The 16,362-nt window shown below is 71.0% G+C and carries 17 protein-coding genes and 1 riboswitch; of the genes, 5 read left to right on the forward strand and 12 right to left on the reverse strand.

From position 1 onward, the window contains the following. Positions 1–23 precede the first annotated feature (23 nt). The 10 genes from IEZ11_RS41730 to IEZ11_RS41775 form a co-directional block, all read right to left on the reverse strand. Positions 24–1,214 (reverse strand): acyl-CoA dehydrogenase family protein, encoded by a 1,191-nt coding sequence (locus tag IEZ11_RS41730; protein ID WP_189268278.1) that lies wholly within the window; start codon positions 1,212–1,214, stop codon positions 24–26. Between the two features lie 96 nt (positions 1,215–1,310). Then, positions 1,311–2,438 carry an alcohol dehydrogenase catalytic domain-containing protein gene (locus IEZ11_RS41735; protein ID WP_189268279.1) on the reverse strand — a complete coding sequence of 376 codons (1,128 nt, stop codon included), beginning with the start codon at positions 2,436–2,438 and terminating at the stop codon, positions 1,311–1,313. A 109-nt stretch (positions 2,439–2,547) separates the two neighbouring features. Beyond that, entirely contained in the window at positions 2,548–3,999 is a 1,452-nt protein-coding gene (locus IEZ11_RS41740) for a class I adenylate-forming enzyme family protein (RefSeq protein ID WP_189268280.1), read from the reverse strand. Next, positions 3,996–5,237: an NAD(P)/FAD-dependent oxidoreductase gene (locus IEZ11_RS41745; protein WP_189268281.1), complete on the reverse strand. Its 1,242-nt coding sequence runs from the start codon at positions 5,235–5,237 to the stop codon at positions 3,996–3,998. The genes IEZ11_RS41740 and IEZ11_RS41745 overlap by 4 nt, the downstream gene beginning before the upstream one ends. Continuing rightward, entirely contained in the window at positions 5,234–5,557 is a 324-nt protein-coding gene (locus tag IEZ11_RS41750) for a 2Fe-2S iron-sulfur cluster-binding protein (RefSeq protein ID WP_189268282.1), read from the reverse strand. The genes IEZ11_RS41745 and IEZ11_RS41750 overlap by 4 nt, the downstream gene beginning before the upstream one ends. Positions 5,558–5,580: 23 nt before the next feature. Further along, complete coding sequence (locus tag IEZ11_RS41755) at positions 5,581–6,780, reverse strand: cytochrome P450 (protein WP_189268283.1); 1,200 nt, start codon at positions 6,778–6,780, stop codon at positions 5,581–5,583. Next, positions 6,777–7,307: a cupin domain-containing protein gene (locus IEZ11_RS41760; RefSeq protein ID WP_189268284.1), complete on the reverse strand. Its 531-nt coding sequence runs from the start codon at positions 7,305–7,307 to the stop codon at positions 6,777–6,779. Before IEZ11_RS41760 ends, IEZ11_RS41755 begins: the two co-directional genes overlap by 4 nt. A 151-nt stretch (positions 7,308–7,458) precedes the next feature. Continuing rightward, positions 7,459–8,001, reverse strand: a complete 543-nt coding sequence (locus IEZ11_RS41765; protein WP_229713680.1) for a MarR family winged helix-turn-helix transcriptional regulator — start codon at positions 7,999–8,001, stop codon at positions 7,459–7,461. Between the two features lie 35 nt (positions 8,002–8,036). After that, positions 8,037–8,885: a fumarylacetoacetate hydrolase family protein gene (locus IEZ11_RS41770; RefSeq protein ID WP_189268285.1), complete on the reverse strand. Its 849-nt coding sequence runs from the start codon at positions 8,883–8,885 to the stop codon at positions 8,037–8,039. Further along, positions 8,882–9,472: a carboxymuconolactone decarboxylase family protein gene (locus IEZ11_RS41775; protein ID WP_189268286.1), complete on the reverse strand. Its 591-nt coding sequence runs from the start codon at positions 9,470–9,472 to the stop codon at positions 8,882–8,884. Before IEZ11_RS41775 ends, IEZ11_RS41770 begins: the two co-directional genes overlap by 4 nt. A gap of 81 nt (positions 9,473–9,553) precedes the next feature. Between IEZ11_RS41775 and IEZ11_RS41780 the strand changes: the two genes are divergently transcribed. The 4 genes from IEZ11_RS41780 (at position 9,554) to IEZ11_RS41795 (ending at position 12,834) form a co-directional block, all read left to right on the forward strand. Then, positions 9,554–10,414 carry a VOC family protein gene (locus IEZ11_RS41780; protein ID WP_189268287.1) on the forward strand — a complete coding sequence of 287 codons (861 nt, stop codon included), beginning with the start codon at positions 9,554–9,556 and terminating at the stop codon, positions 10,412–10,414. Positions 10,415–10,455: 41 nt separating this feature from the next. After that, complete coding sequence (gene paaZ, locus IEZ11_RS41785) at positions 10,456–12,015, forward strand: phenylacetic acid degradation bifunctional protein PaaZ (RefSeq protein ID WP_189268288.1); 1,560 nt, start codon at positions 10,456–10,458, stop codon at positions 12,013–12,015. A 207-nt stretch (positions 12,016–12,222) separates the two neighbouring features. Beyond that, positions 12,223–12,540, forward strand: a complete 318-nt coding sequence (locus tag IEZ11_RS41790; protein WP_189268289.1) for a MerR family transcriptional regulator — start codon at positions 12,223–12,225, stop codon at positions 12,538–12,540. Then, positions 12,511–12,603: riboswitch (M-box (ykoK) riboswitch) on the reverse strand. Its footprint overlaps the gene before it by 30 nt. A gap of 18 nt (positions 12,604–12,621) precedes the next feature. Beyond that, positions 12,622–12,834, forward strand: a complete 213-nt coding sequence (locus IEZ11_RS41795) for a GH32 C-terminal domain-containing protein (RefSeq protein WP_189268334.1) — start codon at positions 12,622–12,624, stop codon at positions 12,832–12,834. A 75-nt stretch (positions 12,835–12,909) separates the two neighbouring features. Here IEZ11_RS41795 and IEZ11_RS41800 read toward each other — a convergent pair whose 3' ends face one another. Next, on the reverse strand, positions 12,910–13,980 hold the full coding sequence (locus IEZ11_RS41800; RefSeq protein ID WP_229713681.1) for a carbohydrate kinase family protein: 1,071 nt from the start codon (positions 13,978–13,980) through the stop codon (positions 12,910–12,912). After that, positions 13,973–15,031, reverse strand: a complete 1,059-nt coding sequence (locus IEZ11_RS41805) for a LacI family DNA-binding transcriptional regulator (RefSeq protein ID WP_189268290.1) — start codon at positions 15,029–15,031, stop codon at positions 13,973–13,975. The genes IEZ11_RS41800 and IEZ11_RS41805 overlap by 8 nt, the downstream gene beginning before the upstream one ends. 149 nt (positions 15,032–15,180) lie before the next feature. On the opposite strand from IEZ11_RS41805, the gene IEZ11_RS41810 reads away from it, so the two are divergent. Next, complete coding sequence (locus IEZ11_RS41810; protein ID WP_189268291.1) at positions 15,181–16,308, forward strand: substrate-binding domain-containing protein; 1,128 nt, start codon at positions 15,181–15,183, stop codon at positions 16,306–16,308. Positions 16,309–16,362 lie beyond the last annotated feature (54 nt).

A 16,362-nucleotide genomic window follows, 5' to 3' on the forward strand; every position in this document is an offset into this window, starting at 1 on the left:
CCCACGGACCGGCGTCGATCCGCTCACCGGAAGGCTGCCTGCCCGGTCAGGGCCTGGCCGATCATGAGGGTGTGCATCTCCACGGTGCCCTCGTAGGTGAGAATCGACTCCAGGTTGTTGGCGTGCCGGATGACCGGGTACTCCAGGGAGATGCCGTTCGCGCCCAGGACCGTGCGCGCGGTGCGGCAGATCTCCAGTGCGGCACGGGTGTTGTTGAGCTTGCCGTAGCTGACCTGTTCGGGGCGCAGCCCGCGGTCGTCCTTGATCCGGCCGAGGTGGCAGGCGAGCAGTGTGCCCTTGGCCAACTCCAGTGCCATGTCGGTGAGTTTGCCCTGGGTCAGCTGGAAGGAGCTGATCGGGCGGCCGAACTGGACCCGGTCGCCGGCGTAGGCGAGCGCCGCGCGGAACGAGGAACGCGCCGCGCCCATCGCGCCCCAGGCGATTCCGTACCGGGCCTCGTTGAGGCAGGACAACGGGCCCTTGAGACCGCGGACCTCCGGCAGCACGGCAGTACCGGGCAGCCGTACGGAGTCGAGGACCAGCTCGCTGGTCACCGAGGCCCGCAGGGACATCTTGTGCTTGATCGCGGGGGCCGAGAAGCCGGGGGTGTCGGTGGGGACGACGAAGCCGCGGATGCCGTCGTCGGTGCGGGCCCAGACCACGGCGACGTCGGCGACCGAGCCGTTGGTGATCCACATCTTGCGGCCGTCGAGGACCCAGTCGTCGCCGTCGCGTCGGGCTCCGGTGCGCATGCTGCCCGGGTCGGAGCCGGAGTCCGGCTCGGTGAGGCCGAAGCAGCCGATGGCCGTGCCCGCCGCCAGCGCCGGCAGCCACTCCTCCTTCTGCTGCTCGGAACCGAAGGCGTGGATCGCGAACATCGCCAGCGAGCCCTGGACGGAGACCAGGGACCGCAGCCCCGAGTCGGTCGCCTCCAGCTCCAGACAGGCCAGACCGTAGTCGACCGCGCTCATGCCCGCGCAGCCGTAGCCCTCCAGGTGCATGCCGAGCAGGCCCAGTTCGCCGAGTTCCTTGGTGAGCCCGCGGATGTCCTCGATCTCGCCCCGCTCGAACCACTCGGCGATGTGCGGGTCCACCCTGCGATCGCAGAAGGTGCGTACGGAGTCCCGGACCGCCCGCTCGTCGGGCGTGAGCAGAGTGTCGAGCTCCACGAGGTCGAGAGGGTCGGCGGGGCGAGGGGAACGCTGGGCGTGCATGGGTGCTCCAGGTGTCGGTGCGAGGGAGATGCGAGGGGAGGGGCAGGGGCCGCCGGAAGGGAAGTGGAACCGACGGCCCCTGGCTCGGGGCGGGCGTCAGGAAGCCTGCGTGGCGGCCCTCGGACTGATGATGAAGTTGCTGAAGCCGCCGTTGCGCCGGGCGATGCCGCCGATGGCGTCGTTGACCTGCTCCAGCGGGAACACCTGGTCCTCCAGCGGGCTGAGGTCGATCACACCGGCCGCCACCAGGTCCGCCATCGCCTGGCCCTCGCCGGCGGTGAACCAGGCCGACCCCATCAACCGCAGCTGCTGGTCCATCATCCGGTGGATGTCGATCGGCAGATCACCGGCCACCGCACCGATGTTGACCGCGACACCGCCGCGCGCCATCGCCCGCATGCCGGCCCGGAACGTCTCGTGCGGGGCGCCGGGGCCGAGCGCGTCGATGTAGATGTCGACGCCGTACCCGTCGGTCTCCTCGTGGATCCACTCGTCGAGCGGACCGTCGTCCAGGGAGTGCAGGTGCAGACGGCCGCCGCCCAGTTTCCCGACCTGGTCGAGCAGGGTCCGGTCGCGTCCGGTGCCGTAGACGTGTGTGAGGCCGAAGGCCGGGGCGAGGAGGGCCGCGCCGATGCCGAGGGTGCCGCTGATGCCGTTGATCAGGACCGACTTGCCCGGGGCGGCGCCCGCCTTGCGCAGCGCGGAGTACATGGTGCCGAGGTAGCCGAACCGGGCGGCGGTGTTGAAGGGCAGGTTGTCGGGCAGCTTCACCAGCGAGTACGCCGGGGCCAGCATGTACTCGGACAGGCCGCCCTGGTAGCGGTCGAGCAGGTCGAGCGCGGTGGGGGAGAAGCCGAAGTAACCGGCGAAGGCGTAACTGGCGCAGTTGATCGAGTCGTCGTTGCGGCAGGAGCGGCACGAGCCGCAACTGCGGCCCGGGTTGACGTACACCCGGTCGCCGGCCTGGAAACCGTGGACTCCGGGGCCGACCGCTTCGACCACGCCCGCCGGGTCGAGCCCGAAGACCGCCGGCAGCGTGGGCAGCGGGCTGTGCGGAAACCACGTGGTCCACATGTTCAGGATGTTGGCGAGGTTCGGGACGATGTTCACGGCGTGCACGGCCACACGGACGTCGCCGGGACCCGGCTCGGGAACAGGGAGTTCCTCGAGCTTCATCGGTTCGCCGACGTTGTGCATCCGCGCGGCTCGCATGGTCGCACTCATGGCTTCTCCTTGGGGAGGGGTGTGGAGATGTCGCCGGTGGCGCCGGCCCCCATCTCGGTGAAGGGACATGTGGGGGCGGTGGTGCGTGGGGGTGTCGGGCCCACGGGTGTCAGTCGTCGAGCAGGGTGGACAGCCGCTGCCGCTGGAGCTTCCCGGTGGCTCCGCGCGGCAGCGCGGGTACGAGACGGAGCCGGCGGGGCCACTTGTGCCGGGCCAGCCTGCCGTCGAGGTGGGCGCGGACGTCGTCGAGGGACGGCTCACCGGCCTCGGTGACCAGGAAGGCGGTCACGATCTCGCCCCACACCGGATCCGGTGTCCCGGACACCGCGACCTCGACGACGCCCGGCAGGTCGGCGAGCGCGTTCTCGACCTCGGCGGGGTCGATGTTCTCGCCGCCGGTGATGATGGTGTCCTTGACCCGGCCGACCACCTCCAGCCGTCCTTCGGTGTCCAGACGGCCCCGGTCGCCGGAGTGGAACCAGCCCTCGGCGTCGGTGACGGGCACCCGTCCCGCGGCGCTCCAGTACTCGGCGGCCACCGACGGTCCGCGCACCCAGATCTCACCGGGGGTGCCGACCGGGGAGGGTGATCCGGTCGCGTCCACGACCGTCAGCTCGACCTCCGGGGCGGGCGCTCCGGTGGAGGCCGCCACGTCGTCGGGGGCGGAGTACGTCACGCCGGCACTGGTCTCCGTCAGGCCGTAGGAGTTGACCACACCGATCCCGCGGGCCCGGAACTGCTCGCGGGTGGTGCTCTGGGCCGGTGACCCGCCGGACAGGATCCACCGGAGCGTGTCCAGGTCCGCGTCGCCGAACCGGGTGTGGCGGGCCAGCAGCGCGGACATGGCCGGTACGGCGAAGGCGCAGGTCACCCGGTGGTCGCGGACGAGGTCGACGAACAGGTCGGGGGCGAAGCGTGGGGCCAGGACGACCGTCCCGCGGCGCGCCCAGGTGCACTGCGGAAGCCCGCCGAGTACGGCCACATGAGCCAGGGGAGTGGAGACGAGAGCGGTGTCCCGCCGGCCGAGCGGCAGCCTGGCCAGGGCGTTGACCATGCTCCAGTAGAGGTTGTCGTGCGTCAGCGCGACGCCCTTGGGGCGCCCCGAGGTGCCGGAGGTGAACGCGATGACGGCGACGTCGGAACCGGCCGGAGGCTCGCAGGCGGGCGCCTCGGGGCCCTCGTCCTCAGGGTGCAGCTCCGCCCAGGCCAGCCGGAGACCCGTGCCCGTCGGGAAGTCCTCGTCGGCGACGACGGCCGCCGGGCCGGTCTCCTCACAGACCGTCGCGAGCTCGCCGCCGGTCGCCTGCGGGTGCAGGGGTACGAGAACCGCCCCCATGCGGGTGACCGCGAACAGCGTGACGAGTGCCTCGGGCCGGGCCGCGCCCTGCATCACGATCCGATCGCCCCTGCGCACCCCGAACTTGTCCAGCCGAGCGACGGTGCGCCGGACGGCCAGGTCCAGCTCGGCGTAGGTCCACTCGCGCTCCCCGAAGACCAGGGCGACCCGGGAGCCCGCCTCGGCCGCACTGGTCACCAGATGGGCACCGAACCAGGTGTTCATGTGCGCACCTCCACGCTCCGTCTGGCCCGGGCGAGAGCACCGAGTGTCGAGCCGGTGAGATCGGACCGGAAGACCGGCGCCGTGCGCTCCAGCAGCCGGCGCGCCGCGAGGTGCTCGGCGGGCCAGTTCAGCGTCTCCACGGCGACCAGTCGCCCCGCACGGAAGGAGTACGCGGCCAGCCTTTCCGGGGAGTCGCCCGGGACGACGAGAACCTCGTCGGTGTCCGTACGCAGCCCCGCGATCTGGAGCTTGACGGCTCCCTGGTCGCTCCAGAACCACGGCAGGCTCCGGTACGGCGCCGGTGATCCGGCGATCCGGCGGCCGACCAGTGTTCCCTGGTCGGTGGCGTTCTGCACGGACTCCAGCCGTACCAGCCCGGCCGCGTGCGGGTGGGGATGGCGGGCGCAGTCGCCGACGGCGGAGATGCGGGCATCGGTGATCGAACACAGTTGTTCGTCCACGATCACGCCGTCGTCCACGGCGAGGCCGGCCTCACGGGCGAGCTCGTCTCGGGGAGCGGCACCGATGCCGTAGACGACCAGATCGGCGGTGAGTACCTCGCGATCCGTGACGACCCGCTCGACCCGTCCCGTCCCCTCGATCGCCCGCACGGCGGTACCGGTGAGGATCCGCACACCGCCGCGCTCGTGCCGTTGCCGCAGATGCTCCTGCAGTTGCGGGGAGACCGCCCGGCTCAGCAGCCGGCCGGCGAGTTCGACCACCGTCACCTGTGCCCCGACGGCCGCGGCGACCTGGGCGAGTTCCAGCCCGATGAACCCGCCGCCGACCACGACCACGTTCCCGGCCGTCCCCAGTGCCTTGCCGATCGCCACGGCGTCGTCGAGCGAACGCAGCGCGTGCACACCCGGCACATCGGCTCCGGGCACCGGCAGCGCACGGTTGCGCGCGCCGGTCGCCAGCACCAGATGGTCGTACGGCACTCGGGTGCCCGACTCGGTCACCACGGCCTGGGCGGCGGTGTCCAGGGCGGCCACCCGGTCGCCGAGCCGGAGTTCGATGTCCCGCTCGCGGTAGAAGGACTCCGGTACCAGGGCGACCTGTATGCCGTCCGGGTCGGTGTGGGCCTTCTTCGACAGCGGCGGACGCTGGTACGGCAGGTGGCGCTCGTCGGCGAGGACGGTGACCGGTCCGTCGTGACCGGCACCGCGCAGGGCCGACACCACGCTGTGCCCGGCCTGTCCGCCGCCGACGACGACCACGCCCGCGCGGGCCGTCACACCTGCTCCTCGGGCACGTGGACGACCAGGCCGTCCAGGGCGTCGGAGAGCGGGACCTGGCAGCTCAGCCGGCTGGTGGGCCGACGTTCGGCGGCGGTGAAGTCCAGCATCTCCTCCTCCACGTCGGTCGGCGGCCCCACCCGTTCGGTGTACTGCTCGTCGACGTAGACGTGGCAGGTGGCGCAGGAGGCGTTGCCGCCGCACTCGGCGACGATGCCGTCGACGCCGTTCGAGACGGCCGCCCGCATGAGCGCGGTCCCGGACTCGGCGGTGACCTTGCGCTGGGTGCCGTCGGGCAACTGGAAGATGACGGTGGGCATGAAGTTCTCCCGGTGGGGACGGCTCAGGCGGATTGCCAGGTGACGTGCAGTGAGGTGAGCCCGCGGAACACCCAGCCCTCCATGCGGTCCTCCGCGCTGTCGTCGACGCGGAGTCCCTTGAGGCGGCTGAAGACGAGGGGCCAGGCGAGAGCGCTGACCTCGTGGCGCGCGACCCACGCGCCCATGCAGAAGTGCGGACCGCCGCCGAAGGCCAGATGCGGGCGGTGCGGGCGGTCGATGTCGAACGCGTCGGCCCGCTCGAAGACGGAGTCGTCCCGGTTCCCCGAGGCGATCACCAGGGCGACCCGGCTGCCGGCGGGCAGGGTGACGCCGGCGATCTCGTGGTCCTCGGTGAGCTGACGCGGGTACATGCCGATCGGCGACACCCAGCGGGCGGTCTCCTCGAAGACCCGCTTCCACAGCGCCGGTTCGTCGAGGACCCGCTCGCGGACGTCGGGGCGCAGCAGCAGCGCCTGGGCGCCCACGCCGAAGACGTCACGGGGTTCGTTGACGCCGCCGCCGATGACGACCTTGACGTTGTTCTGGATCTCGGCGAGGTCCACCGGGTCGGCGGCGTGCACCATCGACGAGATCACCGAGCCGTCGGGTTCACGCCGGACCGTTTCCGCGACCTCGGCCACGGCCGCCTCGATGGCCCGCGTGGCCTCCTCGGCGCGCAGCCAGATGCCGGGGTCGTCGGCGTAGTTGCCGTTGGCGGCCATCATCGCCCGGGACCAGCCGGAGACGTCGTCGGCCGTGGCGTTGCGCAGGCCGAGGACGAGGGCCAGGTTGGCCGCCGCCAGGGGCTCGGCGAAATCGGCGATGAGATCGGCCTCGCCCCGGCCCGCGATCCGTTCGAGCTGGTCGTGGGCGTTCTTCTCGAAGGCGCCGGCCCACAGGTCGCGCACCTGGCGCGGCCGGGTGGGCGGCTCGGCCGCCGCCCGCAGCCGCCGGTGCTCCGGGCCGTCCTCGCGCAGCAGGTTCGGGCCGACCGTGCGCAGCAGGAGGGAGTCCTGCTCGCGGGAGCTGAACACCTCGGTCAGCTTCTCGGCGCGCACGATGTCGTCGTAGCGGGTGAGCAGATGCCGCCCGACCGAGGGGACCCAGGCCAGGGGCGCGGTGCGGCGCAGCTCGGCGTAGGCCGGGTACGGGTCCCGGCGCAGGTCGGCGAGATCGAGATCGACGACGGGTGCGCCGGGCGCCGCGGTGACCGACGGGCTCATGCGGTGTCCCTCGATCCCATGAGCACGAAGAAGAGCGTGGCCGGCTCGGTGCCCGCGTTCCGCCAGGCGTGCCGCGTGCCGTTCTGCACGACGAGGTCACCCGGCTTGAGGACCGCGGTCTCACCGTCGTCGAGGTCGAGGACTATCTCGCCGCTCAGCACGACCCCGTAGTCGACGGTGGGCGTGGTGTGCATGCCCGGGTTGTCGGGCTCGAAGAGCTCGGCCAGGCCCGGGGTCGCTGCCAGCTGCTCGGCGGCCGCGGCGGCCGGGTCCCAGTCCGGGGCGGCGTACACGCTGGCCGGAGGGAAGGTGACGGTCAGCGCGATCGTCTCGCCGGGGGCCGGGACATAGGACTTCAGGGACTCCGTCGGGTCGGCCGACGGGACGGCGGGAGCCGTCGTGCTCCACACCAGGGAGCGGGCGAAGCCCGGGGTGTGGGTGTACTGACGCGTCACGGGCGGCTCACTGTCACTGACGATCACGGGCCTGCCCTGCTGATCGACACCGGTGACGACACGACGGACCATGATTCTCTCCTTTGAGAAATGGAGCCTTGAGACGAACGAACCTGAAGAGACCAACCAACTGTTAGATGCTTGACGGTATGAAGTCTGACGAGTTTGGAGGGCTGTGCGACGGCGACTCCGGACGCAGGTCAGGGGGTCGCACCCCGCCGGTTCACTCCGCGGACGGGGTCTCCTGGTTCACCAGCGTACGCAGCAGGTGCACGAGCTCACTGAGCTGATCGTCCCGGAGCACCGCCGTCCAGGCCCGCTCCCGCCTGGTCTGGGCCGCGATGGCCTGCCGCAGCGTCTCGCGGCCTTCCGGAGTGAGTTCCACGAACAGCTGTCGACGGTCGGATTCGACCCGTTCGCGACTGACCAGGCCCCGGCTCTCCAGGGTCGCCAGCGCACTGGAGATGCTGGCCCGGGTGGAGCCGGAGAACCTGCCGATGTCCTGCTGGCCGAGCGGGCCGTAGACCCACAGGGCGTTCAGGATCCGGAAGCCCGCCCAGGTCAGGCCGAGCGGCCGGTGGACGTGCTTCTCGAAGTCCTTCGTCAGCCGGGCTTCGAGGCGGGTGAGGTCGGTGACCATCTCGATCGCGTCGAGGTCCCGGGGATCGGTCGTTCCCAGCTCACGGTGGTGATGGCGCAGGAGTTCCGAGAACTCCCTGGTCCGGCTCGCGCCCGTGGTCTCCGCCGCGCGTACGGTGTCGCTCACGATGTCCCGCCCTTTCTGCTCGGCCACGTCCGGTGTCAGCCGCCGACGACCGGGTTGACCATGGTCCCGACGCCCGTGACCTCGGTCCGCAGGACCTTACCCGCGGTCAGGTACAGCCGTGGGGTGCGGCGGACACCGCAGCCGGCGGGGGTGCCGGTGAAGATCATGTCGCCGGGCTCGAACGTCACCCGCTTCGACAGCCAGGCGATCAGTTCCGGCACGCTGAAGATCAGGTCCGAGGTGCGGCCCCGCTGCACCTCCAGGTCGTCGACCCAGCCGGCCACCTCGATGTCGTCCGGGTCGGCGAACTCGTCGACCGTCACCAGGTACGGGCCGACCGGGCTGAAGGTGTCGTACGACTTCGGCAGCGTGAACTGGTTGATCGGCTTGCGCCACTGCTCCTTGCGGTCGCTGATGTCCTGACCGGCGGTGACACCCGCGACGTGGGACCAGGCGTCGGCCGCGGAGATGTTCTTGCCGGCCCTGCCCATGACCACCACGAGCTCGGCCTCGAAGTCGATCTTGTCGTACTGCGGCTCCACGACGACCGAGTCGTACGGGCCGACCACGGACGAGGCGAACTTGGCGAACACCGACGGCTCGTCCGGGACGGGGAGGTCCGACTCCTCGGCGTGCGCGCGGTAGTTGAGGGCCACACCGATGGCCTTGTACGGCTTGGCGACCCGGCCCAGGTCGTGTGCCTCGAACGGCTTCCAGTCCGCGTCCTCGGCGCGCTCCGCGAGGGTGCGCAGCTCGTCGTGGAGCGAGAGGTCGGAGAGCACCTCCAGACGCGGTTCGATCGCGCCCTTGCTGGCGTCCGCGATGTCGAGGGCGCGGTCGCCGCGGACGACGACCGGGCGGCCGGCGAGGTTGGCGAGCTTCATGCGTCTGCGTCCTTCTGCTGGTCGGCGGGGAGGGGGAGGGCGAGATCACCCTCGACCTGGACCCCGAGGGTGTTGATGACGGTCGCGATGGTCAGGTACTGGCCCACCGTGTAGAGGACGTCGATGATCTGCTCGGTGCTGAGCAGTGCGGCCAGCCGGCCCCACAGCCCGTCGTCGACGCCCTGGCGGTCCAGGAGCGAGTCGGTGGCGGTGAGCAGCACCCGGTCGAACTCGTCCAGGCCTGCCCAGTGGCCGGAGGCGGCGGCCCGGATCATCTCGTCGGTGAGGCCCGCCCGGCGGGCGATCCTGACGTGCTGGTCCCACTCGTACGCCGCGCGGGCGCGGGCGGCGATCCGCAGGATCATCAGTTCCCGGGACGCCAGGGGGAGGGTGTTCTTCCCCAGTACGTGGTTGCCGAAGACGATGAAGCGGCGCAGTGCGTCCTCGTGGTGGGCGAGGGTCGCCCAGATCGTGTAGATCCGTCCGTCCTGGTCGCGGTACGGCGCCAGTGACGCGAGTGTCCTCTCGTGCAGCTCGCGCTCGTCGACGGGCTGCAGGCGGGCCTTCCCGGGCACTTCTCCCGACATCGGGGACCTCCTCGGCTCGATGGCGTCAACGTATTCGTATGACCCTTGACCGTCAAGGGTCTAACAAATACCTTCTTCGTCATGACGATCCAGAGCCTTGGGTATGTGGGCATCGGTACGCCCGACCCGGATGCATGGGCGCAGTACGCCCGGACAGTGATAGGCCTAGCGGTCGAGCCGGGGGAGGCGGGCGACTTCGCACGGCATCGCCTGCGGATGGACCAGCACCCGTTCCGGATGTGGCTGACCGATGCCGAGAGCGGTGGAGTCACGGTCATCGGCTGGGAGGTCCGTGACCCCGCGGCGATCGACGAGATGACCGTCCGGCTCAAGGAGGCCGGGATCGACGTGGCCATCGGCACGGACGAGGAGTGCCGCGACCGCCAGGTGGCCCGCATGGTGCACTTCACCGGCCCGCTCCGCATACGCACCGAGTTGTTCTGCGGCCGTCGGCTCGCCCCGAGCCAGTTCGTCTCACCGCTGGGGGTCGACTTCGTGACCGGTGAGCAGGGGCTCGGACACGTGGTGATGAAGACGCCGCACGTGCAGGAAGCGGTCGACTTCTACTGCGAGGTGCTGGGGTTCCGGCTGAGCGACACGGCCGACTACCCGTGGGGCACCTTCTACTTCCTCGGCTGCAACCCCCGCCACCACAGCATCGCCTTCATCCGCTCGCACAAGAACGAGGGCACCCACCACATCCTGTGCGAGGTGACCAGCCCGGAAGAGGTCGGCCGCGCCCTGGACCGCACCCGCGAGCACGACGTCAGGCTCATGGCGACGCTCGGCAAGCACGCCAACGACGGGATGTTCTCCTTCTACATGACCTCGCCGGCCGGCTTCGGCATCGAGATCGGCACGGGCGGTGTGCAGGTCGACGAGGACACCTGGGTCAGCCGTACCTACACCGCCGACATCTGGGGCCACCACCCGGTGGACTGACCGCTCTGCCCCTCCCGTCCTCGACGAAAGCAGCCGCACCCATGCTCCAGAGCTATCTGCAGGACACCTGGGTCACCCCCACGGCCACACACGCCACGGCCGATGCCGTACGCGACGCGGTCACCGGTGAGACCGTCTGTCACGTCTCCTCCGAGGGCCTCGACATCGCGGGCGCGTTCGGGTACGCACGGCGCGACGGCGCGCCCGCTCTGCGCGGCCTCACCTTCCACCAGCGGGCGAGTCTCCTGGACGCGACCGCGGCGGCTGTCCGTGACCGCCGCGAGGAGCTCTACGCCCTCTCCGCCCGCGCGGGGGCCACCCCGACGGATGCTCGCTACGACGTCGACGGCGGTATCCGCGTCCTGCGCGACTACGCCGACCGTGCCCGAGCCGAACTGCCGGACGCGTCCCATCTGGTCGAAGGTCCCGCCGAGCGGCTGGGGCGCGGCCAGGACTTCCTCGGCGTCCATCTCGTCAGCCCGTCGCCGGGCCTGATGCTCCAGGTGAACGCCTTCAACTTCCCTGTCTGGGCCCCACTCGAGAAGCTCGCGCAGGCGGTGCTCGCCGGAATGCCCAGCGTGGTCAAGGCGGCCACACCCACCGCCTACCTCACCGAACACCTGGTCCGCACAGTGTCCGAGGCAGGGGTCCTGCCGGCCGGTGCACTGCAGATGATCGTGGGATCGGTGCGGCCGGCGCTCGACCTCCTGCGCGAGCAGGACGTGCTCTCCTTCACCGGCTCGGCGGCCACCGCCGCGACCTTGCGCACCCACCCCGAACTGGTGGCTCGCTCCGTCCGGTTCAACGCTGAGGCCGATTCGGTCAACGCGATCGTCCTGGCACCCGACGTGCCCCCGGGATCGCCGTTGTTCGCGGCCTTTGTGCGCGAGGTCGTCACCGAGATGACGGTCAAGGCGGGGCAGAAGTGCACGGCGATCCGCCGCGTCCTCGTTCCCCGCGAGCACGAGGGCGCCGCCCTCGACGCGATCGCTTCCGAGCTGGCGGGAGTCATCATCGGCAATCCCGCGTCGGAAGGCGTCGGGATGGGTGCTGTGGTCAGCCTTGAGCAGCGCGCGGACGTGCGACGGGCGGTACGCACGATCGCACGGTCGGGCCGCATCGTGCACGGCGATCCCGACAAGGTGCGCGTGGTGGACGCCGATCCCGAGCGCGGTGCCTTCCTGGACACGATCCTCGTCTCCGCCGACCCCGACGCCGCCGCACCGCACGAGGTGGAGCCCTTCGGACCGGCTGCGACCGTCCTCGCCTACCGCGGCACCCCGCACGCCATGGACCTGCTCGCGCGCGGCCGAGGCAGCCTCGCGGCATCCGTGGTGAGCGACGACCTCGCCTGGACCACCGGGTTCCTTCGGAGTGCGGCACCGTGGCACGGGCGACTGCACCTGCTGGACTCGACGAACATGACCCAGACCACAGGGCACGGATCACCACTGCCCGCCCTGCGGCACGGGGGTCCCGGCCGTGCCGGCGGGGGATCGGAGATGGCGGGAATCCGCGGCATCCTGGATCTGATGCAGCGTACGGCGCTGCAGGTCTCGCCACGGCTGCTTGAGTCGCTCGGCACCACCAGCCTGTCCTGACCCGCCGACGTGCAGCGACTGCAACGGGAGCAGGGCCTGGCCGGTTCGCCTCGACGTCACCGGGAAAACCTGTCGCGAGCGCACGGTCATCACGGGATCGCACATCGAGGGCTGGCCACGGCCCGGCCTCCGGGGGCCGAGCCCACCGGGTCCCCACCGCCGGCCGGCTCGACCTTCCAGTCGGGTGGAAGGTCTGCCGTCGGGACCATGAGCAGGATGCGCATCTCCCAGCTCGCCGAGCGTTCCGGCGTACCGGCCACCCCCCTTCGCTTCTACGAAGGTGCCGGACCGCTACCCGCCGACCGGACGCCGTCCGGTCACCGGATCCACGGCGAGGAAGCGGTCGAGCGGCTGGCCTGCATCGAGGCGGTCAAGCACCTCGGGCTGCCGCTGGAGGAGATCGCCGAACTGCTCGGCGCGTGGGAGGTCGGCGCCTGCGCGGACGTGAGAGCCGATCTGCGGCCCCGGATCGTCGCCCGCCTGGACGCCATCGAGCGGCGCATCCCATTCGGGGTCACCCCCTGAGCCGAGGAGACCTGTCCTGATCCGGAGCGTCTCTCGACGGGCGGGATCAGTGGCCTGTGTCCGTGAAGACGCCTCGCCCCACTGGCTCTCGGTGGCAAGCCCCTGAGCCCACAGGTCCTCGTCGACGCGTCCTCGGACGAGGTCTACGCCGAGACCGCCGCGGGCGAGCCGGTCGTCCTCACCGACCAGGTGTTCCCCGATCTCTCCCACACCGCCGTCGACGTCTTCGCCGACAACGGCACCGCCGAACTCAGCCGTTCGGAGGCGTGGTCACTGGCGTCCATCTGGAAGTGACCGCCCTTCCCGGTGGTGCCGGGTGCTTCGGCGCCCGGCACCACCCGCGGCCGGATGGGCTCGCGTCCGTCGGAGTCAGCCCCGGGCCGGCTGCATCGGCTGCGGCGCCGAACCGCCCGTGCCCGTAAGGCGGTCGCCGTCGGCGAACGCCAGGTCCGTCACCTCCAGGGGCGCCTGGGCAGGCAGCGAGGGGCGGGGCAGGGCCGTGGGCGGGTCGGCGCCCAGACGCTCACAGGTCAGCGCGGAGACGAGGATCGCGTCGTCCACGGCGATTCGCAGCACGCCCGGGTCGGCCGCGGCCAGCGTCTGCGGGCTGTGCAGTCCATGGCGAGTGAGCGAGCCGAGCAGTCCCGCGGTGAACGCGTCGCCCGCGCCGACGGTATCGACCACCGCGACCCTCCGGCCGGGACGGCTCAGGCTCCCCGCAGCAGCATGGAAGACATGGGCGCCGTCGGGGCCGTCGGTGATGACGACGAGGAGCGCTCCGAGCTCCAGCCAGTGGGCGGCGATCTTCTCGATCGAGGTGTCAGGGTAGAGCCACTCGACGTCCTCGCGGCTGGCCTTGACGAGGTGGGCGGTGCCGACGCTCCGTTCGACGGCCTCCCTGCCACGCTCCGGGGCGCCGAGGAGGACGGGGCGGACGTTGGGGTCGTAACTGATCACCGTCGCACCCTCGGCGCGCAGGCGCTGGGCCACGGCGTGGATGTGCCGGTCGGCCGGAGACGTCCAGGAGGCGACCGAACCGAAGTGCAGTACCGACGTGTCCCGGGGGACGAGGGCAGTCTCCGCCTCGGTCCACTGCCAGTCCGCGGTGGAGTCCAGGTAGAAGTCGTAACTCGCGCGCCCTTCCGCGTCCGTGGAGACCACGGCGAGCGTGGTCGGCTCCACGGCCGCCGGGGCGTACGCCAGATCGACGCCCTCGGCGGCGGCGTGTTCGCGCAGCAGCCGGCCGAAGGTGTTGTCGGCCAGCCGCGCCATGAGTGCGGTGCGGTGGCCGAGCCGGGCGAGGCCGATGGCGACGTTGAAGGGACTGCCGCCGGGCCGGGCGCGGTAGTCGCCGGGCGTGTCGAGCTGGACGAGATCGACGAGGGCTTCGCCGATCACGGTCACGGCAGGGGGCCGGGCGGCTCGTACGGCTTCAGTCATGGCGGGGTCCTTCGGCTGGGATCTCGCCGGAACCCCGCTCGATCAGCCGGGTCGGCACAGTGACGGTGCGGGTGGGCGACTCGTCGCCGTCCAGGCGGCGGAAGAGCATCTCGGCGGCGGTCCTGCCGACCTCCTCGACGTTCTGGGCGATGACGGAGATGCCCGGGTTGAGGATGTCGGCCAAGGGGAAGTCGTCGAAGCCCACGTGGGCGACGGCGTCCTGCAGCCCGAGGGCGCGCAGGGCACGCAGGGCACCTATGGTGACCAGGTTCTGGCTGGTGAACAGTGCCGTGGGCGGATCCGGCAGCTCCAGCAGCCGCTTGGTGGCGGTCACGGCGGCCTCCTCACTGGCCGGTACGTGCTGCACGATCTCGTCCTCGTATGTGAGGTGCGCGACCTCCAGCGCGTGCCGGTAGCCGGCGAAGCGCTGGGCGGCGGTCGGGATGGAGGCGCGGTCGCCGAGGTAGGCGATCCGGCGGTGGCCGGCCTTGAGTAGGTGGTTGACGGCGGTGACGGCGCCCTGCCGGTTGTCGGAGACGACCGCGTCCGCGTCCAGGAGACCGGCCTCGCGGTCGACGAAGACCATGCGGGTGCCGGAGCGCTGTTCGCTGATCAGGTAGCTCTGGTCGCGTCCCGCCGGGACGATCACGAGCCCGTCGACCCGGCGGTCGACGAGCGCTTGGGCCAGCTCCCGTTCACGTGCCGGGTCTTCGTCCACGCTGCCGACCAGCACCAGCACTCCGCGTTCCCGGGCCACGTTCTCCACGGTGCGGGTCAGCGCGGCCGAGAAGGGGTTCGCGGCGTCCTCGACGAGCATGCCGATGGTGGAGGTACGGCCGTCGCCGCGGCGCAGACTGCTCGCGGTGAGGTTCGGACGGTAGCCCAGTTGGTCGGCGGCCTCGCGGACCCGGGCGACGATCGCGGGATCGACGGTGGGGACGCCGTTGAACACGCGCGAGACCGTCTTGATGGCGACTCCGGCCAGCGCCGCGACCTCGCGCATGGTGGGGCGGCTGCGGGTGGACCGGGGCGGTGCCTCGCCCTGAGTCATCGTTGTCTCCAACCGGATTCGCGTTACCTACTCGTTGCTGACGCATGTCTATCAGCGTCTTGACGCACTCGTCCATACAGGCCCAGTATCTCGCCAAGTCAACGTTGTCTCAGCGTCGGCCAAGGGACGGATCCGAAAGGGATCGAGCCATGAACTTCTCCACAAGTCACCTGCTGAGCCGCCGTGGTCGGCGTACCCGGGCGGCGGCGATCGGCGTCACGGTCTGCCTCGGCGCCACGCTCGCGGCCTGCGGTTCCTCGAACGGAAGCTCCTCCTCGTCCGCCTCGGGAGGCGGCGGCAAGGTAGGTGTGTCGCTCATCCTCAAGACGCTCACCAACCCCTACTTCGTGAGCATGGAGAAGGACGCCAAGGCCCAGGCCGCCAAGGACAACGTGGGTCTCACGGTGGCGGCGGGCACCACCGACGGCGACACCCAGACCCAGATCACCGCCATCGACAACGCCATATCGCGCGGCGACAAGGGCATCCTGATCACCACGAACGGTGACGCCGTGAACGCCGCCCTCGGCCGGGCCAAGCAGGCCGGCCTGTTCGTGATCGCCCTGGACACCGCGCCGAACCCGGCCAGCACCGCGGACATCACCTACGCCACCGACAACGAACAGGCCGGCAAGCTCATCGGCCAGTACGCGGCTGCCGCTTTGGACGGCAAGCCGGCCGTCATCGCCATGCTCGACCTGTTCAACAACCAGGTCGTCTCCGTCGACATCAACCGCGACCACGGCTTCCTGGAGGGCATGGGCATCGACCCGGGCAGCAAGACAGAGAACGGCAAGGAAGCCAAGTCCGGCAAGTACACCGGCGGCAAGGGCGGCACGTACAAGGTCGTCTGCCACCAGCCCACCCAGGGCGCCATCGACGGCGGCCGCACCGCCATGGAGAACTGCCTGTCGGCCAACCCGGACATCAACGTCGTCTACGCCATCAACGAGCCCGCGGGCGAGGGCGCGTACAAGGCACTGAAGGCGGCCGGCAAGGAGAAGCAGGCCGCGGTCTACGCGATCGACGGCAGCTGCTCCGGCCTGAAGAACGTGACCAGCGGTGAGTTCGCCGCCGACGCCGTGCAGTACCCGGGCAAGATGGCCGCCCTCGGCGTCAGCTCGATCGCGAAGCTGGCCCGCGGCGGCAGCAAGCCCAGCGTGACCAACGGCAAGTCCTTCTACGACACCGGTACCGCCCTCGTCGCCGCCAAGGCTCTGGACGGCCTGACCGTGCAGTCCCCGTCGCAGGCCGCCTCCGCCTGCTGGGGCAGCTGACACCCCGCCGGGTGCGGCGCCGCGGACCGTCGTAACGGCGCCGGCGTCGCACCC

This window comes from Streptomyces fuscichromogenes, assembly GCF_014645815.1.
GTDB lineage: Bacteria > Actinomycetota > Actinomycetes > Streptomycetales > Streptomycetaceae > Streptomyces > Streptomyces fuscichromogenes.